This is a genomic window from Pigmentiphaga kullae (assembly GCF_004216695.1).
In the GTDB taxonomy this organism is placed as follows: Bacteria; Pseudomonadota; Gammaproteobacteria; order Burkholderiales; family Burkholderiaceae_B; genus Pigmentiphaga; species Pigmentiphaga kullae.
In genome coordinates, this window is record NZ_SGXC01000001.1 from 49,358 (window position 1) to 72,439 (window position 23,082).

The 23,082-nt window shown below is 70.2% G+C and carries 20 protein-coding genes; 6 read left to right on the plus strand and 14 right to left on the minus strand.

Going from position 1 to position 23,082, the window contains the following annotated elements:
- Positions 1 to 40: 40 nt before the first annotated feature.
- From EV675_RS00250 to tcuB, 4 genes are all read left to right on the plus strand, one after another.
- Positions 41 to 1,921 (plus strand): serine hydrolase domain-containing protein, encoded by a 1,881-nt coding sequence (locus EV675_RS00250; protein ID WP_130355446.1) that lies wholly within the window; start codon positions 41 to 43, stop codon positions 1,919 to 1,921.
- 7 nt (positions 1,922 to 1,928) lie between these two features.
- Entirely contained in the window at positions 1,929 to 2,858 is a 930-nt protein-coding gene (locus tag EV675_RS00255) for a LysR family transcriptional regulator (RefSeq protein WP_124691295.1), read from the plus strand.
- A 77-nt stretch (positions 2,859 to 2,935) separates the two neighbouring features.
- Positions 2,936 to 4,357 (plus strand): FAD-dependent tricarballylate dehydrogenase TcuA, encoded by a 1,422-nt coding sequence (gene tcuA, locus EV675_RS00260; protein WP_130355447.1) that lies wholly within the window; start codon positions 2,936 to 2,938, stop codon positions 4,355 to 4,357.
- Complete coding sequence (gene tcuB, locus EV675_RS00265) at positions 4,344 to 5,561, plus strand: tricarballylate utilization 4Fe-4S protein TcuB (protein WP_130355448.1); 1,218 nt, start codon at positions 4,344 to 4,346, stop codon at positions 5,559 to 5,561. Before tcuA ends, tcuB begins: the two co-directional genes overlap by 14 nt.
- A gap of 15 nt (positions 5,562 to 5,576) precedes the next feature.
- Here the strand turns inward: tcuB and EV675_RS00270 are convergent, their stop codons facing one another.
- The 3 genes from EV675_RS00270 to EV675_RS00280 are packed head-to-tail and all read right to left on the minus strand — an operon-like array spanning position 5,577 to position 9,608.
- Complete coding sequence (locus EV675_RS00270; RefSeq protein WP_130357853.1) at positions 5,577 to 7,223, minus strand: thiamine pyrophosphate-binding protein; 1,647 nt, start codon at positions 7,221 to 7,223, stop codon at positions 5,577 to 5,579.
- A gap of 8 nt (positions 7,224 to 7,231) precedes the next feature.
- Positions 7,232 to 8,683: a sulfatase family protein gene (locus tag EV675_RS00275; RefSeq protein ID WP_130355449.1), complete on the minus strand. Its 1,452-nt coding sequence runs from the start codon at positions 8,681 to 8,683 to the stop codon at positions 7,232 to 7,234.
- 4 nt (positions 8,684 to 8,687) lie between these two features.
- The gene (locus tag EV675_RS00280; protein WP_165404344.1) at positions 8,688 to 9,608 is read right to left on the minus strand and encodes a tripartite tricarboxylate transporter substrate-binding protein; all 921 of its coding nucleotides are present in this window, start codon (positions 9,606 to 9,608) and stop codon (positions 8,688 to 8,690) included.
- A 142-nt stretch (positions 9,609 to 9,750) separates the two neighbouring features.
- On the opposite strand from EV675_RS00280, the gene EV675_RS30155 reads away from it, so the two are divergent.
- Entirely contained in the window at positions 9,751 to 10,674 is a 924-nt protein-coding gene (locus EV675_RS30155) for a LysR family transcriptional regulator (protein WP_165404345.1), read from the plus strand.
- On the opposite strand, the gene EV675_RS00290 is transcribed toward EV675_RS30155, so the two are convergent.
- The 11 genes from EV675_RS00290 to EV675_RS00340 are packed head-to-tail and all read right to left on the minus strand — an operon-like array spanning position 10,661 to position 22,131.
- Positions 10,661 to 12,088 (minus strand): NAD-dependent succinate-semialdehyde dehydrogenase, encoded by a 1,428-nt coding sequence (locus tag EV675_RS00290; RefSeq protein WP_130355452.1) that lies wholly within the window; start codon positions 12,086 to 12,088, stop codon positions 10,661 to 10,663. The two genes, EV675_RS30155 and EV675_RS00290, sit on opposite strands and share 14 nt — an antisense overlap.
- A 26-nt stretch (positions 12,089 to 12,114) precedes the next feature.
- On the minus strand, positions 12,115 to 13,092 hold the full coding sequence (locus tag EV675_RS00295; protein WP_130355453.1) for a Bug family tripartite tricarboxylate transporter substrate binding protein: 978 nt from the start codon (positions 13,090 to 13,092) through the stop codon (positions 12,115 to 12,117).
- Between the two features lie 55 nt (positions 13,093 to 13,147).
- Positions 13,148 to 14,743 (minus strand): sulfatase-like hydrolase/transferase, encoded by a 1,596-nt coding sequence (locus EV675_RS00300; RefSeq protein WP_130355454.1) that lies wholly within the window; start codon positions 14,741 to 14,743, stop codon positions 13,148 to 13,150.
- Positions 14,740 to 16,395 carry a bifunctional 3-(3-hydroxy-phenyl)propionate/3-hydroxycinnamic acid hydroxylase gene (locus EV675_RS00305; RefSeq protein WP_130355455.1) on the minus strand — a complete coding sequence of 552 codons (1,656 nt, stop codon included), beginning with the start codon at positions 16,393 to 16,395 and terminating at the stop codon, positions 14,740 to 14,742. The genes EV675_RS00300 and EV675_RS00305 overlap by 4 nt, the downstream gene beginning before the upstream one ends.
- A gap of 19 nt (positions 16,396 to 16,414) precedes the next feature.
- Positions 16,415 to 16,711 (minus strand): NIPSNAP family protein, encoded by a 297-nt coding sequence (locus EV675_RS00310; RefSeq protein WP_130355456.1) that lies wholly within the window; start codon positions 16,709 to 16,711, stop codon positions 16,415 to 16,417.
- A gap of 13 nt (positions 16,712 to 16,724) precedes the next feature.
- Complete coding sequence (locus EV675_RS00315) at positions 16,725 to 17,573, minus strand: alpha/beta fold hydrolase (RefSeq protein ID WP_130355457.1); 849 nt, start codon at positions 17,571 to 17,573, stop codon at positions 16,725 to 16,727.
- A gap of 1 nt (position 17,574) precedes the next feature.
- Positions 17,575 to 18,174, minus strand: coding sequence for an amino acid synthesis family protein (locus EV675_RS00320; protein ID WP_130355458.1), 600 nt, complete (start codon positions 18,172 to 18,174; stop codon positions 17,575 to 17,577).
- 26 nt (positions 18,175 to 18,200) lie between these two features.
- On the minus strand, positions 18,201 to 18,671 hold the full coding sequence (locus EV675_RS00325) for a VOC family protein (protein ID WP_130355459.1): 471 nt from the start codon (positions 18,669 to 18,671) through the stop codon (positions 18,201 to 18,203).
- 11 nt (positions 18,672 to 18,682) lie between these two features.
- Positions 18,683 to 19,726, minus strand: coding sequence for a WD40/YVTN/BNR-like repeat-containing protein (locus EV675_RS00330; RefSeq protein ID WP_130355460.1), 1,044 nt, complete (start codon positions 19,724 to 19,726; stop codon positions 18,683 to 18,685).
- A 14-nt stretch (positions 19,727 to 19,740) separates the two neighbouring features.
- Positions 19,741 to 20,535: an SDR family NAD(P)-dependent oxidoreductase gene (locus EV675_RS00335; protein WP_130355461.1), complete on the minus strand. Its 795-nt coding sequence runs from the start codon at positions 20,533 to 20,535 to the stop codon at positions 19,741 to 19,743.
- Between the two features lie 48 nt (positions 20,536 to 20,583).
- Positions 20,584 to 22,131 (minus strand): acetolactate synthase large subunit, encoded by a 1,548-nt coding sequence (locus EV675_RS00340; RefSeq protein ID WP_130355462.1) that lies wholly within the window; start codon positions 22,129 to 22,131, stop codon positions 20,584 to 20,586.
- 200 nt (positions 22,132 to 22,331) lie between these two features.
- Between EV675_RS00340 and EV675_RS00345 the strand changes: the two genes are divergently transcribed.
- The gene (locus EV675_RS00345; RefSeq protein ID WP_165404346.1) at positions 22,332 to 23,081 is read left to right on the plus strand and encodes an IclR family transcriptional regulator; all 750 of its coding nucleotides are present in this window, start codon (positions 22,332 to 22,334) and stop codon (positions 23,079 to 23,081) included.
- Position 23,082 lies beyond the last annotated feature (1 nt).

A 23,082-nucleotide genomic window follows, 5' to 3' on the forward strand; every position in this document is an offset into this window, starting at 1 on the left:
AATCATTTTCCCGATATTCGGCCACCTGGGGGTAATCGAGATGCATTCAACGAAACTGAATCTGGATTGCCCCACCGGGGCGCAACCGGCCACGGCCGCCCCCCTGCTTTCCCCCTCGCGCCGCCACTGGATACAGTTCGCCGGCGCCGGCGCCCTGCTCCATGCTCTGCCCGGCTGCGGCGGCGGCGACGACCCCAAGCCCGACGCCGGCCGGCTGTCCGAGGCCATCCAGTGGGGGCGGGACGCCATCCGCCAGGCCGTGCAGAAGAACCAGGCCACCGCGGTCTCGGTCGCGCTGATGACCAGCGAAGGCGTGATCTGGCAGGAAGCCTTCGGCGTCGCGGATCCCCAGGGCAACGTCGCCGCCACCATCGATTCCCGCTTCAATATCGGCTCGGTCAGCAAGGTGCTGGCCGCGCTGGCCGCCATGGTGCTGTGCGACCGGGGCAAGCTGGCGCTGGACGCGCCCATCGCCCGTTATCTGCCCGGCTTCTCGATGCTGTCCAGCGAGTACGGCCAGATCACGCTGCGCCACCTGCTCAGCCATTCGTCCGGGCTGCCCGGCACCAATTGGCGCAACATCTTCGCGTTCGAGCCCATCGCCGGCTACGCGCAAGACACCGAGGACGGCCTGGCCTACTTCCACCTGAAGCACCTGCCGGGGGAACTGGCCGTCTATTGCAACGACGGCTTCACGATGGTCGAGAACCTGGTCGCGGCGGTCACGGGCCAGCCGTACGCCGAGTTCGTCCGGCGCGAGATCCTCGAACCCCTGGGCATGAGCCATTCCGCCTATCCCGTGCAGGCCTTTCCCGAAGGCAGTTTCGTGCACCCGGTCTACGAAGGGCGGCGCATGGGACAGGAATTCGTGTCGGCCTACGCCACCGGCGGTCTGGCCTCCACGCCCGGCGACATGATGCGGCTGGCGCAGATGTTCCTGGACCTGGGCATGCACCAGGGCAAGCGCCTGGTGTCGCAGGCAGCCATCCAGGAGATGGGCACCGACCAGACCACGGGCCTGCGCATCAACCCCTGTCCCGAATGGCGCTGGGGCCTGGGCTGGGACTCGGTGCGCCAGCCCGGCCTGGACAATGTCGGCATCAAGGCCTGGCAGAAGAACGGCGGCACGAGCTTCTTCTCGACCGAGTTCTTCGTGCTGCCCGACCAGCGCATGGCCCTGCTGCTGACGGGGGCCGGCACCACCTACGGGCCGCTGCGCATCGCCGAAGGCGTGCTGCTGCGGGCCCTGTCGACCACGCGCGCGATTCCCGCCGTCCCGGCGGCGCTGGCAGGCATCCCCGCGGCGGCGGCGCCCTCCGTCGACGCCGCCGGACTGGCGGGCATCTATGCCAACTACGAAGGGCCGTACAAGGTCCAGGCCGTGAATGCCGGCACGATCGACGTGCTGCACAGGAAAGGCGGCGCCTGGGAGCCGGTCGCCCCGGGCCTGACCCTGCGCGCCGACGGCTGGTGGTGGAACGACGCTGCCTCGGGGAACAGCTACCGCTGGCTGACGCTGGACGGCAAGCACTACATGATCCAGCGCGTACCGGCCGGCTGGGGGCACTACCGGCTGACGATGTCCGTGGGCCAGCGCCTGGCGCCCCTGCCCCCGCTGTCCGCCGCCTGGCAGGCCCGCCTGGGCACGCGCTGGGAACCCACCAATGAATCGCCCGAGTCCGTGGCGCTGGCCCTGGGGGGCGGCATCGCCACGCTGGACGAGCTGGCCGAGCTGCCAGGGTACGTGATGTGGAGCGATGGCCAGTTGCTGCGGCCCGATGGCGACGACCGTGCCAGAATGACGATACAGGTACCGGTCAATCATGGGCGGGACCTGGTCGAGCTCGAGTTCTCGACGGTGGACGGCCAGCCGCAGATGCGGTCGGGGTCGTCGCTCTACCGCCTGCTGGCAGAGGACTGATCGCATTTTGGAACTGCGCCAACTCCGCTACTTCGTCCGCGTCGTCGAACTGGGCAGCATGGGCCGCGCCGCGCGCGAGCTGGGCCTAGTGCCTTCCGCGCTGAGCCAGCAGATCAGCCGCCTGGAAGGCGAGCTGGCCACCCGGCTCCTGCAGCGCACCGCCACCGGCGTCATCCCCACCGACGCGGGGCTGGCGTTCTGGCGGCAGGCCCAGATGGCGCTGCGGCACGCCGACCAGGCCGTGGTCGCGGCGCGCGAGGCTCGGCTGTCGGGCGCGGTCAGCATAGGCTTCGCGCCGTCGACGGCCTCGCTGCTGGCCCGCCCCTTCATCGCCGCCATGCACGACCGCTACCCCGACGTGCGCCTGCACCTGGTGGAAAGCCTGTCCGGCCACCTGGCCGGCATGCTGAACGCCCGCCTGCTGGACCTGGCCGTGCTGTTCCAGACCGATAGCGGCCGGCACTGGAGCGTCCTGCCGCTGCTGGACGAAAAGCTGTTCGTGGTGGCCCGGCCCGATCTCGTATCCGACCGCCAGCCCCGCCAGCCGATGACCGTGGCCGAGGCCGCGCGGCTGCCGCTGGCGATGCCCAGCAAGACCCATGGCCTGCGCATCCTGGTCGATGCCGCGTTCGACCGCGCGGGCGTCGAGCCGGACATCGCGCTGGAGATCGACGGCCTGACCACGCTGATGAACACCGTCATCGACACCCCCATCGCCACCATCCAGCCCGGCGTCGCCGCCGGCGGAATGCACGAGGGGCGCCTGTGCCTGTATCCGCTGGACGACCCCTACCTGTTCCGGCGCAACGTCGTGACCAGCGTCTCGGACGACGAGCTGTCCCCCGCGGCGCTGGCCGCGCGGGTGGTCCTGGCGGACCTGATGCGCACGCTGGTGCGCGACGGCCATTGGCCGGGAGCCACCATTCACGAATCGTGAATACCCATTGCCCGCGCGCCGTCTAGCCCGGCCGGACCGCTGCGCCTACAGTGATTCCTCACTGATAGGAAAGCGGAATGATAGATGTCCTGGTCATCGGCGGCGGCAACGCCGCCCTGTGCGCGGCCCTGATGGCCCGCGAGGCGGGCGCGAGCGTCATGCTGCTGGAAGCCGCGCCCAAGGAATGGCGCGGCGGCAACTCGCAGCACACGCGCAACCTGCGCTGCATGCACGACGGTCCGGAAGACGTGCTGGTCGACAGCTACCCGGAAGAGGAATTCTGGCAGGACCTGCTCAAGGTCACCGGCGGCATCACCGATGAAAAGCTGGCGCGCCTGGTGATCCGGGCCTCGTCCAGTTGCCGCGACTGGATGCGCAAGCATGGCGTGAACTTCCAGCCCGCGCTGTCGGGCACCCTGCATATCGCCCGCACCAACGCCTTCTTCATGGGCGGCGGCCGGGCGCTGGTCAACGCCTACTACCGCAGCGCCGAAAAGCTGGGCGTGCAGATCCGCTACGACACGCCGGTGCATGCGCTGGAACTGGACGGCGGCCGCTTCGTGGCGGCGCTGGCCGGCAACGAGCGCATCGCGGCCCGGGCCTGCGTCATGGCGGCCGGCGGCTTCGAGTCCAACCTGCAATGGATGCGCGAGGCCTGGGGCCAGAACGAACGGGGCGAATGGCCGGCCGACAATTTCCTGATACGCGGCACCCGCTACAACCAGGGTGCGCTGTTGAAGTTCATGATCGGCGCTGGCGCGGACATGATCGGCGACCCCACGCAATCCCATTGCGTCGCCATCGACGCGCGCTCGCCGCTGTACGACGGCGGCATCTGCACCCGCCTGGACTGCGTGTCGCTGGGCATCGTCGTCAATCGCGACGCCCAGCGCTTCTATGACGAAGGCGAGGATTTCTGGCCCAAGCGCTATGCGATCTGGGGCCGGCTGGTCGCCTTCCAGCCGGACCAGATCGCCTACTCCATCATCGACGCCAAGGCGGTCGGGCGTTTCATGCCGCCGGTGTTCACCGGCATCCGGGCCGACGGCCTGCCCGAACTGGCGCGGCTGACCGGGCTGGACGAAACCCGTCTGATGCAGACCGTGCGGGAGTTCAACGCGGCCTGCCGGGGCGAACACTTCGACCACACCATCATGGACGACTGCCGCACGGAAGGCATCTCTCCCGTCAAGACGCACTGGGCCCGGCCGCTGGATACGCCGCCCTACTTCGCCTATCCGCTGCGCCCGGGCATCACCTTCACCTACCTGGGCACCAAGGTCGACGAAAACGCCGCGGTGCACTTCGGCGGGCAACCCAGCCCGAACCTGTTCTGCGCCGGCGAGATGATGTCCGGCAACGTGCTGGGCAAGGGCTATACCGCCGGCGTCGGCATGTCCATCGGCACGGCCTTCGGCCGCATCGCCGGCACCCGCGCCGCCGAGGCCGCGCGGAAGAACACCCGCATTCACGGAGCACCCACACTTGAAACAGCTTGAGGATCTCGCGCACGACGCGCAAACCCTGGCGGCCGGCGTGCAGGCCGTGCCGGTCCAATGGCGGACCCAGGCCGCCGCGCAGGGCGGCGCCTGTTCGACCGCGCTGACCGCCGACGAAAGCGAAGCGGCCCGCGTCCTGCAGATATGCAATGCCTGCCGCTATTGCGAGGGATTCTGCGCGACGTTCCCGGCCATGATGCGCCGGCTGGAATTCGGCAAGGCCGACGTGCACTACCTGGCCAATCTGTGCCACAACTGCGGCGCCTGCCTGCACGCCTGCCAGTACGCGCCGCCGAACGAATTCGGCGTCAACGTGCCCCGCGCGATGGCCAAGGTGCGCGTGCAGACCTATGGCGACTACGCCTGGCCGGGCGTCCTGGGACGCCTGTACCGGCACAACGGCGTCACGCTGGCCCTGGCGACGGCGTTCGCGCTGGCGCTGTTCCTGGTGCTGGCCGCCGCCATGAACGGCGGCATCTGGCACGAACCGCTGGCCGGCAACTTCTACGCCATCTTCCCGCACAACCTGCTGGTGGCGCTGTTCGGTACGGTGTTCGTGCTCGCCATCGTCGCGCTGGGGGTAGGCGTGGCGCGCTTCTGGCGCAACGTGTCCCCGGGCTCGCCCACCGGCCCGGCCGTGGCCGAGGCCGCGCACGACGCGCTGCGCCTGAAGTACCTGGACGGCGGGCACGGCAAGGGCTGCAACGAAGAGGACGATGCGTTCACCCTGGCGCGGCGGCGGTTCCACCACTTCACTTTCTACGGCTTCATGCTGTGCTTCGCCGCCACCTGCGTGGCCACGCTCTACCACTATGCGCTGGGGCTGCACGCGCCGTATGCGCTGACCAGCCTGCCGGTGCTGCTGGGCACCGCGGGCGGCATCGGCCTCTTGATCGGGCCGGCCGGCCTGCTGTGGCTGAACCTGCGCCGCCACCCGGCGCATGGCGATCCCGACCAGCGCCCCATGGACCGCGGCTTCATCTGCCTGCTGTTCCTGACCAGCCTGACCGGCCTCGCGCTGCTGGCCGTGCGCGAGACCAGCGCCATGGGCCTGCTGCTGGCCGTGCACCTGGGCGTGGTGATGGCCTTGTTCCTGACCCTGCCCTACGGCAAATTCGCGCACGGCATCTATCGATGCGCCGCGCTGCTCAAGTGGAGCATCGAACGGCGCCAGCCGAGCAACACGCGGCTGACGCCGGACTGAATCCGCCGCGGGACGTCAGCCGCGCGCCAGCGGCGGCCCCGCGAACGGCTTGGCGAACGGCCCGATGGCGCGCATGTCGAACTCCACCAGCACGGCCGGCGCATCGCGGCCGGCCGCATCGCGCAGCACGCGCTCCAGGCCGTCCAGACCGCGCACCGCGATATAGTCCATGCCGACCGATTGCGCCAGGGCGCCCAGTTCGAAGCCGTGCAGATCGCAGTAATAGCGGCGGCCCCCATAATCCGCGTCCTGGAGGTTGCGCAGGATGCCGTAGCCCCCGTCGTTCATCACCAGCATGACGATGCCGGTCCGCTCCTGGACTGCGGTGGCCAGCTCGCCCAGATTCAGCATGAACCCGCCGTCGCCGGCCAGCAGCCAGGTCTTGCGGTCCGGCCGGCCGGTCGCCGCGCCGATGGCCATCGCCAGTCCCTGGCCGATTCCCCCGCCCACGGCGTGGATGCCCTGCCCCGGTGCGAACACCTGCATCAGGCGATTGCCCCAGGTGCTGTTGGAGATGGTGACGTCGCGCACCCAGCCGAAGTCGCGGCCGCACACGGCCTGCAAGGCGTCGGCGATGCGGTCGTAGGGCGCGATGGCGCCGCGCATCGTGGTCTGGGCGCGCTGCCTTGCGCGCGCGGCTTCGTCCGCCAGGCCGGCATCGGCCCGCATGCGGCCCGCCAGCCGGTCGGCCAGCCTGGCCAGCGTCAGGCGCGCATCGCCCCGCACGAACAATGAAGTCGGATAGGCACGCTGCTCGGCCAGCGGATCCGCGTCGATCTGGATCAGCGTACGCGGCAGTTGCAGCGTGTGGGTCAGCGTTTCCGGCACGCGCAGCCGCGAGCCCACGACCAGCATCGCGTCGCACCCCTGATAGAAGGCCTCGATCGCGGGCTGGCCGTTGAAGGCGCCCAGCGTGCGCGGATCGTCCTCGGGCACCGTGCCCTTGCCCTGCAAGGTGGTCACGGCCACGAAACCCAGGTCCAGCAGGCGGGTGATCTCGGCACGGGCATGACGGGCGCCGCCGCCTATCCACAGGACCGGCCGCCGGGCGTCCGCCAGCAGGTCGGCCATCCGGTCCACGGCCGCGTCGTCGGGCTCGACCGGCGCCATGAACGGCGGCGCCGGCGGCGGCCGCATGGCGACCAGGGCACCTTGCAGGTCGATGGGGATCTCCACGCTGACCGGCCCCGTGGGCGCGGTCAACGCCAACCGGACTGCCTCCTGGACCGTGGCCAGGGCCGTCTCGGCCGACCACACGCGCAGCGCCGCCTTGGATACCGCTTGCAGCATGCCGAGCTGGTCCTTGGCCTCGTGGACGTAGGAGCGGCCCCGGTCCAGGTAAGGCAGCGCGACCTGCCCGGTGATGTGCAGCAGCGGCGTGCCCGCGGTCCAGGCCTCGACCAGCGCACCGGCCGCATTGCCGGCGCCCGTGCCCGTGCTGGTGAAAGCCACGCCCAGCGCGCCCGTGGCGCGGGCGCAGGCATCGGCCATGCCCACGGCGCCGGCTTCGCCGCGCGCGCCGATGTAGCGGATGCGCCCGTCGCGCCCCAGCGCGTCGAGCAGCGGCATGTTGTGGATGGACAGGACACCGTAGGCCTGCCGCACGCCCAGCTCGCGCAGATACTGGACCAGGGCGTCGCCCACGGTGTGCCGGTTGGACATCGATGCGTTCATGAGTGCAGGCCTTCGGTGGCGGATTGAGGAACAGGCGTGGCGCCGCGATGCCCGGTGCCGAGCGCGGCTTCGCGGCCGCCGGCCCGGCGGACCAGTTCGTCCTGGTCGCGCTTGGCGAGCCGGTCGATCTCTTCGGGATAGAGCCGCGCGCACAGCGCGGTGCGCATGGCATGCACGGTGGCGGCCATTTCGGGACGGGCGGCAAGATCCGTGCGTTCGTGCGGATCGGCCACAATGTCGAACAGCTCGGGGCCATAGTCCACGTAGTGGTGGTATTTGTAGCGGCCGCGCACGAGGTAGTAGGCGGCGCTGGGCGATCCGACGCCGTGGTATTCGCCCAGGACGACGCGATCGGACTCGTCCGCTCCCACGGCCAGGTCCCGCAGCGAACGGCCCGGCAGCGCGGCCGCGGCCGGCGGCAGGCCCATCGCCTGGAGCACGGTGGGATACACGTCCACCAGGCTGGCGTCGGTGCGGCAACGGTGTCCGGCGGGCACGCCGGGGCCGGCCAGCACGAGGGGAATGCCCGAAGCCTCGCGATACAGCGTGCCCTTGTTCCACAGGCCGCGGGCGCCCAGGTTGTCGCCATGGTCGGATGTGTAGATCACCGTGGTCCGCGCCGACAGCCCGGTGTCGTCCAGCGTGTCGAGCACCGCGCCCATCTGCTCGTCCATGAACTCGACCAGCGCGAAGTAGGCCGCAACGGCCAGCCGGACGCGCCCGGGCCCTTCCAGCCCCGCTCCATGGTCGATGTAAGCCAACGACCGCCTGACCCAGGGGTGGCGCGCGGCGGCCGGCTCCGGCAGGCAGTCGTCGAACAGCGGATCCTCCAGCACCCGGCGCAGGTAGCGCTCCGGCACGACCAGTGGAAAATGCGGCGCGACCATGCCCACGAACAAGGCCCACGGCGCGGGATCGGCCGCATGCGTGCGCAGCCACTCGCAGGCCGTGGCGCCCACCGTGCGATCGTATTCGTTGTAGGTCGATTCGCCCGCGCCCAGGGATTTGAACATGCCAGACGGCATGGAGCTTGCCGGCAGCGGGTTGCGCACCGATCCCCAGACCTGGCCGATGCCGCCGGGAATGTGCATGGGCAGCCACTGGCGGCGGAAACCGGTGGGGTCCTCGGCGCGGCGGAAATGCAGCTTGCCGATGGACTCGACCAGCAGGCCGGCGTCGGACACCTCCTGCATCCAGGAGCGCGCGCGGCCATCGTAGGCGATGGCGTTGTCCCAATAACGGTGTTCGTGCACGTACCTTCCCGTTGCCAGGCTGGCCCGCGCAGGTACGCACAGCGGGCTGGGCGTCCACGCGCGCTCGAACGCCGTCCCCCGGCGCGCCAGCCGGTCCAGGTTGGGCGTGCGCACGCACGGATGGCCGGCGAACCCCGCTACCCAGGGGTTGTGCTCGTCGGACAGCAGCACCAGGACGTTGGTCGGTTCGGCCATGGCGTCACTTCTCCAGCGAAAAACCGGTGCGCTTGACCACCGCGGCCCACTTGGCGTCCATCGCGCGCATGGAGGCGTCGAGCTCCTGACTGGACAAGGCCAGCGGATCGAGCGACATGCGCGCCAGCCCTTCCCGGTAGGCCGGTGCCTGGCAAGCCTTGGCGAGAGCCTGGGCCAGGGCCTGCCGGACCGGCGCCGGCACCGCGGTCTGCGTGTACGCGCCATAGAACAGGTCGCTGGCAAGATCGGGGAATCCGCATTCCGCCACCGTCGGAACGTCGGGCATGAAGGCGCTGCGCCGCGTGCCGGTCATCATCAGCACGCGGGCCTTGCCGGCCTTGTAGGGTGTGACCAGGTTGGGCAGGGCCGAGATCACGGCCGGCAGGTGGCCGCCGGAGATGTCGTTCAGCGCCTGCGCCCCGCCCCGGTAGGGCACGTGGATCAGCGGCACGCCCGACAGGCGTTCGATCTCGGTGCCGATGAAATGCGGCTCGGTGCCCGCGCCCGGCGTGCCGTAGGACGCCTCGCCGGGGTGGGCCTTGGCCCAGCCCAGGAAATCGGCCATCGTCCGCGCTGGCGCCGAGGCGCCGACCGCGACGCCGAACTGGTAGCCGCACAGCGTGGTCAGGCCGGCGACGTCGCTCATCCTGTAGCCCAGGCCCGCGTTGACGTGCGGCGCGATCGTGAACACGCCGGGCGGAGTGATCAGCACGGCGCCGCCGTCGGCGGGCGATCGCAGCAGCGCCTCGACGCCTATCTGTCCGGCGGCGCCGGCATGGTTCTCGACGATGGCCAGATAGCCGGCGCCGCGCAGTTGTTCGCCGGCCATGCGCGCGGCCACGTCGACCGCGCCGCCGGCGGGTCCCGCCACCAGCAGCCGCAGCCGCGTGGCCGGTTGACTGCGTGCCGCGCGGCACGTCATCATGGATGCCGCTGCAGCACAGAGGAAGTAGCGCCGGGTGAGCATCGTCGCCTCCAAAGCGGGGATGGAGCGCTCATTCTAGGGAGCCGCCCGCCGCCCGGATAATGAAAAGCGCTGTGCCGCCCATAACCCGCGGTTTATGCCCATGAGCGACCTGATCCGCCGACTCACCCTGCGTCACCTGCGCCTGCTCGTCATGCTGGGCGAACTCGGCAGCGTCACCCGCACGGCCCAGCTGCTGCACATCACCCAGCCCGCCGTCTCCAAGGCCATCCGCGATCTGCGCGACATCCTGCACGACCCGCTGTTCGAGCCCACGCCCGACGGACTGGCCTGGACGCCGGCCGGCAAGGCCGCCCTGCAACGGGCGGGCGCGATCCTGCGCAACGTGGAAGACCTGGAACGCGACACCGCCCGGCGCGGCCGCGCCGGCGATACGCCGCTCGGCCTGGGCCTGACCCGCATCGCCGAAGCAGTGGTGGCGACGGCCCTGCCCCATGCCCTGGCCGAACGCGGCGTGCGCGTCAGCCTGCGCCACGGCACGCGCGAACAGATGCACAGCGAACTGGCGGCCAAGTCCATCCACGTGGCGTTCGGGCGCTGCGACGCGGGATTCCGCCTGCCCGACTTCGAATACCACCCGCTGTACGCCGAGAGCTATGCGATCGTGTGCGGCCGCCATCATCCCCTAGCGGGCAGGACGGCCAGCCTGGAGGAACTGGCGGGGCAGACCTGGGTGCTGCCGCCGCCCGGCACCTTCGCCCACCATCTGGTGGAACAGGCGTTCCTGGCCGAGAACCTGACCCCGCCCGCGCCCGGCATCGTATCCACGCTGGGGCCGGGCGACGTCCGGCTGGTCGAGACCCAGCCGTTGCTGGCGCTGGCGCCGCGCAGCGAGGCGCGGCGGCTGGAAGAAGCGGGCACGGTGTCCTGCGTGGAAGGATTGACGCTGCCGCCGCAGCAGATAGGCGCCATCCTGCTGCGCGCCGGCGAGCGGCATCCCGCCTGCGAGCTCGCCATCCGGATGCTGCGCGCCGGCCCCGGCGAAGCCTGGACTAGACCTGCGTGATGAACTTGGTCACGAGGTACCCGTCGAAGGTCTCGGCGCCGCCTTCGGTTCCCATCCCGCTGTCCTTGATTCCGCCGAAGGGGATCTCCGCCGGGCCCATGCCGAAATGGTTGATGTTCACCATGCCGGCCTCCAGTCCGTCGGCCACGCGCGTGGCCGTCTTCAGCGACTCGGTGAAGACGTACGAAGCCAGGCCGAAGGGCAGCGCATTGGCGCGCCGCAGGACCTCGTCCTCGGTGTCGAAGGGCACTACCGGCGCCACCGGGCCGAAGGGTTCCTCCTGCATGATGCGCGCATCGTCGGCCAGATCCGTCAGCACCGTCGGGGCGAAGAAAAAGCCCTGCCCGTCGCGCCGGCCGCCTCCGGTCACGATGCGGCCGCCGCGTCCCACCGCGTCCTCGACCAGCGCCGCCATGGCCGCCACGCGGCGTGGGTTGGCCAGCGGCCCCATCTGCGTGTTTTCTTCCAGGCCATCGCCCAACCGGGTCTCGGCCATGGCCTGCGCGAAGGCATCCAGAAAACGCGGATAGGCGGCCCGCTGGACGTAGAAGCGGGTCGGCGACACGCATACCTGGCCGGCGTTGCGCAGCTTGAAGCGCGCCAGCATCGCCGCCGCCCGGTCGATGTCGGCATCGGCGAACACCAGCACCGGGGAATGGCCGCCCAGCTCCATCGTCATCCGCTTCATGTGCGCGCCCGCCAGCGCGGCCAGTTGCTTGCCCACCGGCACCGACCCGGTGAAGGAAATCTTGCGCACGGCCGGCGCGGTGATCAGGTGGCGGGAAATCGCCGCGGGATCGCCCCAGACGATGTTGAGCACGCCCGGCGGAAAACCGGCATCGTGGAACAGCTCGGCGATCGCGACCACCGCGCTGGGCGACTCCTCCGGCCCCTTCAGGATCAGCGTGCAGCCCGCCGCCAGCGCGGCGGCCACCTTGCGGATGGCCTGCGCGAACGGGAAGTTCCACGGCGAGAAGGCCGCGCATACGCCTATCGGTTCGCGCACCACCAATTGCCGCACGCCGCTCTGGCGCGGCGGGATCACGCGGCCGTAGATGCGCCGGCATTCCTCCGCGTGCCACTCCAGGTGCTCGGCGCAGGACTCGACCTCGACCAGGGCCTCGGCCAGCGGCTTGCCTTCGTCCAGGGTGATGTCTCGGGCGACGCGGGGGGCGCGTTCGCGGACCAGCGCCGCCACCCGCCGCAACAGGTCTGACCGTGCCAGGGGCGACGTGCGGCGCCAGCCTGGAAACGCGCGCTCGGCGGCGGCGATGGCACGGTCGAGTTCGGCCGCGCCCACGTGCGGCAGACGGCCGATGACCTGGCCGGTGGCCGGATTGACCACCTCGCCGCCGGAACCTGCGTCGCCGCCGAGGAATTCGCCGTCGATGTAGAAAGCCAGCTTGCGGTACATGTCTGCATTCCTGTTTCGAGGTGTCGTCATTGCGCCGTCACGCCCAGTTTCCTGATCAGCGGGCCGTACACGGCGGCATCGCGCTCCATCTCCGCGCGCGTCTGCTCGGGAGCGGGTACGCGGATCTCCACGCCGCGCTTGCCGTAGTTGCCGCGCAGCACCGCGTCGTCCATCGCCGTGCGGATCTCCTTGTTGATGTGGGCGGCCAGCGCGTCGGACATCGTGCCCGGCGCGAACACCGAGAACACCGTCGACGGGATCGACCCGGGCTTGCCGCCGGCCTCGGCCAGCGTCGGCACCTCGGGCATGAAGCCGCTGTGCTTGTCGGCCCCGCTTACCAGCACCTTGATCTTGCCGCCCTGCGCCTGCTGGCTCATCACCAGGCCGCCGGCCATCAAGGCGTCGACCTCGCCGCCCAGCAGCGCGGTCAGCGCGGGCGCCACGCCCTTGAAGGGCACGTAGGTGAAGTCCACGCCCTCGGAAGCGGCCAGCATGGCCATGCCCAGGTGGGACACGTGGCCATTCCCGCCGGTGCCGACGTTGATGGCGCCGCGTCCGGCGCGCGCCTTCTCCATGAAGCTCTTGTAGTCGTTCACGCCCAGGGTGCTGCGCACGGCCACGTACAGGTCGATGTGGCCGACGTCGGCCACGGGCTTGAGTTCCTTGCGCCAGTCGTAGGGCAGGTTGGCGTACAGGAAGGGATTGGCGACCAGCGCCAGCCGGTCGACCATCAGCAGGGTCGAACCGTCGCCCGCCGACTTCGCCACGTTGCCCGCGCCGATGATGGCGTTGGCGCCGGGCTTGTTCTCCACCACGAACACCTTGCCGGTGCGCTTGGCCAGTTGGTTGCCCAGGTCGCGGGCCAGCACGTCGGGTTCGGTTCCAGGCGGGTAGGGAACGACGATGCGGACCTGCTCAGGCCCCCAGGGCGTTTCGGCCCGGACCGGCAGGCACGCCGTGCAGGCCAGCGCAAGAAAGACGCAAAGGGACTTCAGACTTGCCATGATGCTCTCCGATGACGACGGGGCCGGATGCTCCGGCCTCCACGAGGAAGCGGGCCTACCAGCGCCCGATGACGATGTTCATCATGCGTTCGTGCGCATGCGTGCGGGCGGCGACCTGTTCGAAGGTCTCGGTGCAGCGGCGCTGGCGGCGCCAGGCCCAGTCGCACAGCGCGTCGCCCATGCGGCGCAGGACCGGCGCGGCCCAGGCCTCTTCGGCCAGGTCGCGCAATTCGCCGGGGTCCTCCCGCAGATCGAACAGCTGCGGGCGCAGGCCTTGCCAATACAAGAACTTGTAGCGGCCGTCCGCCAGCATCATGCCGTTGCACTCGGTCACCCCGCGGTCCAGGAACAGCCGCGCCTCGCGATAGGCATAGTCCAGGAAGCCGACGGCGAACTCCCTTGGGGGTCCGCCCGCCTGGCCGCGCACCCAGGGCAGCAGCGACCGCCCCTCGACGCGATGCGCGGGCACGTCCAGGCCCAGCGCGTCCAAAATGGTGGGCACCACGTCCACGCACTCGGCCGTCTCGGCCACGGCCCGGCCGCGACGCGCATCGGCGGCGGACGACGGGTCGTAGACGATCAGCGGCACGCGCACCGCCCCTTCGAAGAAATACTCCTTCTCTCCCAGCCAGTGGTCGCCTTGCAGGTCGCCGTGGTCGGAACAGAAGACAATCAGCGTGTCGCGCAAGCGGCCCGCGCGCTCCAGGTGATCGAGCAGGCGGCCGACGTGGTCGTCGATCTGCTTGACCAGCCCCATATAGACGGGCCGCACGGCGCGCCAGACCTCGTCCCGCGCGAACGACAGGGATTCCTCGTGGCGCTGGTAGGCGCCGTGCACCGGATGGGGACGCTCGCGCTCGGCCTGGCCGCGCACGGGCGCGGCGGCATCCTGCGCCGAGTACATGTCGTGGTAGGGCGCGGGCGCCTTGTAGGGCCAGTGCGGCTTGATGTAGGACAGGTGCAGCACCCACGGCTGCTCGCCCTGGTCCTGGATGAAATCGATCGCCCGGTCGGTCAGGTAGGCGGTTTCCGAGTCTCGCTCGGCCACCCGCGCCGGCAGACCCGCGTTGCGCAGCAGCCAGCCCGTGGCGAAACTGCCGTCCGGGCCGGTGCTGCCGATCACGTCGCGTTCCCAGGGCCGGTCGCGGTCGTAGCCGCGCTCGATCAGGTAGCGGCGATAACCGCTGCCCGCGTCCATCTCGAAATGGCCGTCATAGCGTTCCAGCACCTTGAAGCCGCCTTCCATCAGCCGCTCGCCGGCCGCGCCATCGGCCGACAGGCCGCGCGCGGCCAGCCCCCGCCGGTCCGGCACGAAATGGGTCTTGCCCAGCAGCCAGCAGTCGCGGCCCGCCTCGGCCAGGTAGTCGCCCAGGCTCCATTCGTCCGCCGGCATGGGCACGCGGTTCCAGGTCACACGATGCGAACCCGGATAACGGCCGGTGTAGTACGAAGTGCGCGACGGCCCGCACACCGCGGAGCTGACGTAGGCGCGCTCGAAGCGCGCGCCCATCGCGGCCAGGCGGTCGATGTTGGGCGTACGCAGCGCGCCGCCCCCGCCGTAGCAGGACAAGGCATCGGCCCGCAACTGGTCGCACATGATGAACAGCACGTTGCGGGCGGCATGGGTCGGAATGGCGTTCGGCGCGTTCATGCGGCGGCCTCCAGGACGGGCGTGGCGGCTGCCGGCTCGGCCGGAGCCGGCAGGAACTCGGCAACGAAGCGCGCCAGCGCGCCGTGCATGTCGGCGTGACCGCCGGCCGCCGCCACGTAGCGGTCGGGACGCAGCAGCACCCAGTCGGCGCCCGCCGCCGCGAACCATCGATGCAGCGCGTTCTCGGTATCCTCGAGCAGGCTCATGCCGGCCGGCGCCGGCGGACGCGCCCCTGGCGCGGGACCGCTGCGGGGCAGCGCGACGACGACCAGCCGGCAGCCCAGGCGCCGCAACCCCTCGCCCAATCCGGGCGGCAGCGGCGCTGCCGGCACGCGCACCAGCAGCGCGAAGCCCGGGCCGAGCGCATCGTCCAGCTTCTGGAAATCGCCGCCGTCCTTCTCCACCAGCGGCTGGATGAACATGCGGCCGACACGGTCGTCGCGCGCCGCCTGGCCGCTGTCCTGCACGACCCCGGCGCGATACCGGGGCATGGGCTTGAACTTCATCTGCAGGACGTAGTCGCGCACCGCCGGTATGCCGCGGATCGCGCCGAAGAACGCGTCGCGCAGCCGGGCCAGCCAGGGGTTGCGCAGCGACAGCACCGCGCCGAAGCGGTCGGCCAGGTCTATCATCGCCTTGGCATGCGCGTGCCGCTCGTCATGGTAAGACTGCAACGCCTCCGGACGCAGGCGGCCGCCGACGATCCACGCGATCTTCCAGGCAAGGTTGCAGGCATCGCGCAGGCCGGCGTTGAGCCCCTGCCCGATCCAGGGCGGCGTGAGGTGGGCGGCGTCGCCGGCCAGACAGACGCGTCCGACCACGAAGGATCCGGCGATCCGCGAATGATGGGTGTAGACGCGCGCGCGGATCACGTTCAACGCCTCCGGATCCGGCACGTGCGGCGCCAGCAGTTCGCGCACCTTGGCCGGGTCGAGGATCTGGCTTTCGTCCTCGCCGTCGAACAGCATGAACTCCCAGCGGCGCAGGCCGTACGGCAGCTTCAGGCAGACATAGGGGCGCGCCGGCTCGCAATGCAGCGCAGTATAGGGCGCGTCCAGGGGATCCCGGTCGCACTCGATCACCACCCATTTGTGGGCGTGGGTCTGGCCGCCGAAAGGCAGCTTGAGCAATCCTTCGCGCACGGTGCTGCGGCCGCCGTCGGCTGCCAGCAGGTAGGCGGCGCGTATCTGGCGTTCGGTGCCGTCGGCGCGGCGCAGCGTGGCGGTCACACCGCCTTCGTCCTGCTCCAGCGCCACCAGTTCCACGCCCAGTTCCAGCGCGACGTGAGGAAAGCGCGCCAGGCCGGCGCGCAGGGTCTGTTCGGCCAGGGGCTGCGAGAACAGGTTGCGCCGGTACCAGCCGAACTCGCGCGTGGCGGGCAGGATCTCGGCGAAGCATTGCTTGCGGGCGCCGTACATGCGCATGGGCACGTTCTGGATCATGTCGCGCAGCATGGCCTCGGCCAGGCCCGCGGCCTGGAAGGTGCGCATGGCTTCGTCGTCCAGGCCCACCGCGCGCGGATACTCCAGGATCGCCGGGCTGCGGTCGACCAGCAGCGTGCCGACCCCGTAGGTACCCAGCAGATTGGCCAGCGTCGCGCCCACCGGACCGGCGCCGACGACCAGCACGGGCACATCGCAGGATTTGTTCATCCCTGATCTCCGATGTGCCTCAGGCCTGCGCGAGGATGCGGCTTTCCTGCCGCACCAGCAGGTGCCGGACCGACTTGCGGAAGGCAGCGAACTCGGCGTCCGCGGCCAATACCGCGCGGCGGCTGGCGCGTTCGTCCAGCGATTCGTAGGCCCACAGGAAGACGAGCTGGTTGAGTTCGCCGGTCTCGGATTGGTACAGGCCCGCCAGGTTGCCCAGGATGCGCGTTTGCAGCGCCTGGGCGGATTGCCTGTAGATGCGCAGGTATTCCGCGCCGCCGCCCGGCACCAGCGTGTAGGTCCGCATTTCCACCATCATGATGTGTATCTCCTCAGGGCGCGGGGGCCGCGCCGAGAAATTCCGCGACCGCCCGCGCGACCCGCTCGGGCTGGTCATCGTGGACGTAGTGGCCCGCATCGGGGATCTCGCGCCAGGCGATCGCCGGATTGCGCGCCGCCATGGCCTGGGCGGTCGCCACGCCCAGGTAGTCCGACCGGCCGCCGCGCAAGACCAGCGTGGGGCAGCGCAGCGCCTGGACCGGCGGCCACAGGTCGACCACCCGTGCCGGGTCCGGATCGAGCCGGGCGGCTTTGATGCCCGCATGGTCGTAGCGCCAGCGCAGGCGGCCGCCGTGCGGCTCCAGCATGTGGCGCAGCCGGGCCGCGATGGCCTCGGGGGTCACGGTCGGCCGGATCTCGCGCATGAAGGCCTCGGCCGCGCTCCAGTCGGCGAAGGACTCGGGCGTGCGGGACAGCTCCGCGCGTATGCGCCGGGCACCATCGCTATCGTCGAAGGCTCCCGGTCCGGCATCCTCCACGACCAGCTTGCGCACCCGGTCGGGATGCGCCGCCGCGTAGACGATGGCGTTGATGCCGCCCATGGAGTGCCCGAGCAGATCGAAGCGGGACAGCCCCAGTTGCTCGACCACCGCCCGCACGTCCTGGACATAGGCATCGGTGTAGTAGTTGCGACCCGGGTCCCAGTCGCTCTGCCCGCGGCCGCGATGATCCAGCGCCAGCACCCGGTAGCCCGGCTGCAACGCGCCGGCCAATCCCTCGAAGGTGTCGGCGAAGCTGCGTATGCCGTGCAGCATTAGCACCGGCCAGCCGCCGGCATCGCCCCAGTCCGCGACGTGCAGGTTCAGGCCCGCGCAACGGACGGTATGGTCGCGGCGGTCCATGTCAATTCAGCCCGTCGCCGACGATTTCGCTCGCCTTCAAGCCGCCCAGGCGGGCATGCAGCCGGCCGCGCGTGGCGAAGGCAAAGGCGATCAGCACTTCGTCGCGGTTGGGCGCATCGTTGAACATGGCCGACACCGTGTCGTAGTGAGAGCGCACGTACAGCGCGTCCTTGTGAGCCAGCGGAATGTCGATGACCGTGCCCGGGCCGCCACGCTTGCCGGTGGACGGCACCCACGACTGGCCGCCACCCACCGCATCGCGCACGGGGTTGGCGAACACCGTGGTCAGGAGCGCGTTGCCGTGCTCGTACTCGCCGTCCGCTCCCACCAGGCAGGCCTTGCCGTAGCTCTCGATGGGCGTGCCGGCGGCGGCATCCCGGATGCGGCGGCCGAACTCCGCGCCCAGCAGGTTCGAGGGTTCGATGTAAGCGCCCAGGTTGTCCTCGTGGCGGCCGGCGTAGGGGTTGTGCAGCACCGCGCCCACGACGATCTTGCGCAGCGGGTCGCCGTCGGCGGGCATGCCCGATTCGGTGGCCAGCGTGTCCTCGATCTGGAGGTACCACTTGCGGATATGGTAGGGGCCGAAGTTGGGGGATTTCATGGTGGGTTCCGTGATTCGTTAAGGGTTCAGAGCGGCTGCAGGTCGATGGGGTCGCTGGGCGCGTGATACCGGTGCAGGATGCGCTTGCCCTCTTCGTCGTCGTGCACCGTGTGGCAGAAGAACTCCAGGCGATGGCCGTCGGGATCGTGGAAATAGACGCCGTAGCCGACCTTGTGGTCGGTGGTCTTGACCACCTCGACGCCCTTGCGCAGCAGCATCCCGTACAGGCGGCGCAACTCGTCGACGTCGCCGTCTATCTCCAGGCCGTAGTGCTGCATGTTGATCTGGCCGCGCGACAGCGGCGAACCGTCGGCGGACTCGGCGCGGATCAGCGCAATGTCGTGGTGCTTGACGCCGAACGAGAGGAACACCCACTTCTCGCCGCGCGCGGTCTCGGTCATGCCCAGCACCTCCTCGTACCAGGGGCCCGACTTGAACGGGTCGGCCACGAACAGGGAAAGATGCGTGCGCGTGATCCGGGGCTTGATGTCCTGCATGGCGTGTCTCCTCAGGCAATGGACTGCGGATGCGCGTGCACCGGCGCCACGTGGGGCGTCCACGCGACCGAGGTGATCTCGCTGAAATCGCGCCAGTCCTTGAACCAGCTGCGCCCGCCATCCATGGAGCGGAACAGGTGGCCGTACTTGGTGCCGGCCAGCACGAAGCGCGGATCGGCCGCGTGCGTGCCGAAGGCCCAGAAGGTCGAATTGGGCGCGGCATGCAGCAGCGCCCGCTCCCAGGTCGCGCCCCGGTCGGCCGAGCGGTAGATGTGGCTGCGCGTGCCGGGCGTGCCGTCGCCGATGGCCAGCAGCAAGGCGCTGCCGTCGGCCAGGGGCTGGGCGGTGCGGGTGTAGTACATGCCGTCGAAGCGCAGGCGCGAGGGTTCGCCCACCCACGTCCGCCCGTCGTCGGTGCTGGCATAGACGGTGTTGACCGACAGCACCAGCGTCTTCCTGGGCTGCCCGTCCGCGGGCGCGAGAATGGTGACGCCGTGGATGTCGGGATTGGCGATCGCGCCTTCGCGCGCGCCCTCCTGGTCGACGCGCGTCCAGGTGTCGCCGCGGTCGCCGCTGCGCCAGGCGCCGCCCTCTTCCACGCCGAACCAGACCTCGCCCGCCACCGCCGGGTCCACGCAGATGGCCAGGATGCGCGGCCGGTTCACGCCCCGGCAGAACTCCGGGATCTCCGGCGGCAGCCGGGTCCAGCTCGCGCCGCCGTCCAGCGACCGGAACATGGCGGCGCGCGAGGGCGCGCCGGTGCCGGCGTACATCACGGACGGATCGCGCGGATCGATGGCCAGGGCCCAGACCGTCATGCCGTCCGCAGGCGAGGCGATGCGCGAGAAATGCGCGCCGCCGTCGGTGCTCAGGCAGATGCCGCAATCGGCCCCGGCGAACACGCGGCGCGGATCGGCCGGGTCCACCGCCAGGCAGCGGACCACGCCGTCGAACTCGATGGCTTCCTTCAGGCCCAGCCGGTGCCAGCTCGCGCCGTCGTCGACGCTGCGCAGGATGCCCTGTCCGGCCGTTCCCACCAATAGCGTGCCTTGCATGGTTCTTCTCCCGCTCAAAGGAAAATGCCGCGTGTGATGCCGCCGTCCACGCCTATCGACTCGCCGGTGATGGCGGCCGCCCGGGGCGAGGCCAGGAACAGGATGGTGTCGGCGATCTCGGCGGGCGTCAGCGTGCGCCGGATGGGCGTGGCGCGGATGTAGTTGGCCTCGACCTCGTCCACGCTCAGTCCCTGCTTGGCGGCTTCCTTCTCGTACAGCTCGCGGATATGGGGCGTGTCGACCACGCCGGGATGGATCACGTTGACCGTGATGCCATGGGGCCCGAGCTGGTCCGACAGGGTCTTAGTCATATGGCAGACGGCCACGTTGCGCATCCCCGAGAGCTGCTTGCTGCCGCGCCCGGTCAGGCCGCCGATGTTGACGATGCGGCCATAGCCGCCGGCCTTCATGTGCCGCGCCGCTTCCTTGGCGCAACGCATGTAGCCCACGACCTTGATGTTGATGTCCTGCAGCAGTCCTTCGGGATCGGCCAGCTCGATCTCGCTGCGCACCAGCCCGCCCGGATGCGCGGCGCCATTGACCAGGATATCCAGACGGCCGAAGTGCCCGGCCACGCGATCGATCATCGCCGCCACCTGCGCGGTGTCGGACACGTCGGCCGCCACCGGCAGCACCTCCACGCCATGCGCGGCGCGGATCTCGCGGGCTGCCGCATCGAGCTGGGCCTGGTTGCGCGAGACGATCGCCACGTTCACGCCTTCGGCCGCCAGGGCCTCGGCGGTCGCCCGTCCTATGCCCAGGCTGCCGCCCGTCACGACCGCCGCGCGGCCTTTCAGTTCTAGGTCCATCATTTCTCCAATCAATCGTTATCGGCGCGGCCCCCAGGGCCGGCGGCACTACAGCTGCATTTCGATCAGGGTCGGCCCGGAGCGCGCGCAGGCGGCGGCGAAGGCCTCGGCCAGTTCCTCGGCCGTCTCGACCCGGCTGGACGGCACGCCGTAGCCGTCGGCCAGCCGCGTCCAGTCGATGCGCGGTCGGTCCAGGCTGGTCAGCGCCTCGGCCTGCGGGCCGGGCTGCTCGCCGCGCGCCAGTTCCTTGCGCAGGATTCCGTATTGGTGATTGGCGGCGATCAGCACGACCACCGGCAGGTTCTCGTGCGCCAGCGACCAGAGCGTCTGCACCGTGTACTGCGTGCTGCCGTCCGACAGCAGCGCCACCACCCGGCGCCCGGGGCTGGCGATCGCCGCGCCCAGCGCCACCGGCAGCCCCTGTCCGATCGCGCCGCCGGTGTTGGTCAACGCGGTGTGGCGGGCCGAGGCCGCCGAGGCGGCGTAGAACGGATAGCCGCAGGTGCCGCCCTCCACCGAGACGATGGCGTCCTCGGGCAGCAGGCGCGCCACCGTGGCCGAGATCGCGGCGGGAGTCAGCCGGCCCTGCTGCACGGGCAGGGGCGCCGGCGCGGCGTCTTGCCAGCCGGGCCCGTCCAGCATTCCGGCCAGCGCCTCCAGGTAGTCCGCCACCGGTTCGCCCGGCGCCCCCAGCGCCAGCAGCCGGCCGGGCTCCACCATCCGGCTGGGATGGCCTTCGTAGCCGAAATAGGTCACGGGGGGCAGCGCGCCGGCCAGCACCACGACGTCCGCTTCGTCCAGCACCGCGCGGGCGGGTTCGGGGAAATACGGCAGGCGGTCGAAATCGGGCAGGCCGCCGCCGCGTTCGGCGCGCGACGGGAAGGTCTCGGCGTAGGCCGACGCGCCCAGCGCAGCGCACAGCCGGGCGGCGGCGCGCTGCCCGCGGGCGCCCAGGCCGCTGGCCGGCCCTCCTCCGCCCAGCAGGAACAGGACCTTGCGCGCGGACTTCAGCCGCGCGGCGCAGGCCGCCAGGTCGGGGGCGGGCGCCGGCTCCTCGCCGGTATCGGCGCCGGCGGCTTCATCGCTCCCGCCGGCCTCGCCCACCTGGAAATCGGCCGGGAAGATCACGGTCGCGCCCTGCCCGCCGCGCGCCAGGCTGGCGCGCACGGCTTCGCGGCCGGCCCACGCGGCATCCCCGGCGCTGGCCACCCGATGCACCCAGCCCGACACCGGCCGCGCCAGCGACTCGATATCGGAAGTCAGCGGCGCATCGAACGGCAGATGCCAGCTCATGTGGTCGCCGATCAGGTTGACGATGGGGGTATGGGCGCGCCGGGCGTTGTGCAGGTTGGCGATCCCGTTGGCGAAGCCGGGCCCCAGGTGCAGCAGCGTGGCCGCCGGCGCGCCACGCATGCGGCCATAGCCGTCGGCGGCGCCGGTGCAGACGTTCTCCTGCAGGCCCAGCACGCAGCGCATGCCGGGCACGGCGTCGAACGCCCGCACGACGTCCAGTTCCGTCGTGCCGGGATTGGCGAAACACACCTCCACGCCTTCCACCTGCAAGGCCGCCAGCAAGGCTTGCGCTCCAGTCGTCATGTCGAACTCCTTTTTTTCAGTATTATCGCTATTCGATAAAAATGTAAATTCAATAAAAATATTGACCCTATTATTTCGATAGAAATTTGCTTATTTGATAAATTTGTAAAACAAGACGAGGTAGTGCAAGGCTCTGGCTTGCCAAAGCGGCGCCATTGCGGCACCCTGGCGGGCTTCGTTTTCCCCGCCATCCGCCTCTCATGAACAGCCTTCGCCGCATGCTCGACGTCCTCGACCTCTTCAGGCCCGACCAGCCTGCCGTCGATGTCGACGTGATCTGCAACCAGCTCGGCTACGCGCCCGCCACGGCCTATCGCTACATCCGGGAGCTCTGCGCGGTGGGCCTCCTGGTGCGGCTTCCGGGGGGATATGCGCTGGGGCCGCGCGTGATCCAGCTCGATCTGCAGATGCGCGAATACGACCCGATGCTTACCGAGAGCCGGGACCTGATCGAGGCCTTGGGGGAAGAAACGGGCCTGAACGTGCTGCTGAGCGAGCTGTACGGCAGCACGGTCATCACCGTGCACCACCACCCGGGCCGGGACGCCGAGCCGCTGCGCTTCGGCCGCGGCCGCCCCATGGCCCTGCTGCGCAGCGCCACGGCGCGCGTGGTACTGGCCAGCCTGCCGCCTCGCCAGTTGCGCCGCCTGTACGACGAACACGCGCAGGAAGCGGACATGCAGCGGCTGGGCGCAAGCTGGAAGGACTTCTCGCGCGCCATGCTGGAGATACGTCGGGCGGGATATTGCCTGTCCGTCGGCGACCTCGACCCGGACAAGGCCGGGATCGCGGCCCCCATCTTCGACGAACGCAAGCGGATACTGGGCAGCATCACCGCCGTGGGATCGGTGGACCGCTTCCAGGCATTCAACGAGGAATACCTGGCCAGGCGGCTGCGCGAGGCCGCCGAGGAAATCACGCGCAGGATCTCGCAGGGCGCGCAGGCCTGAG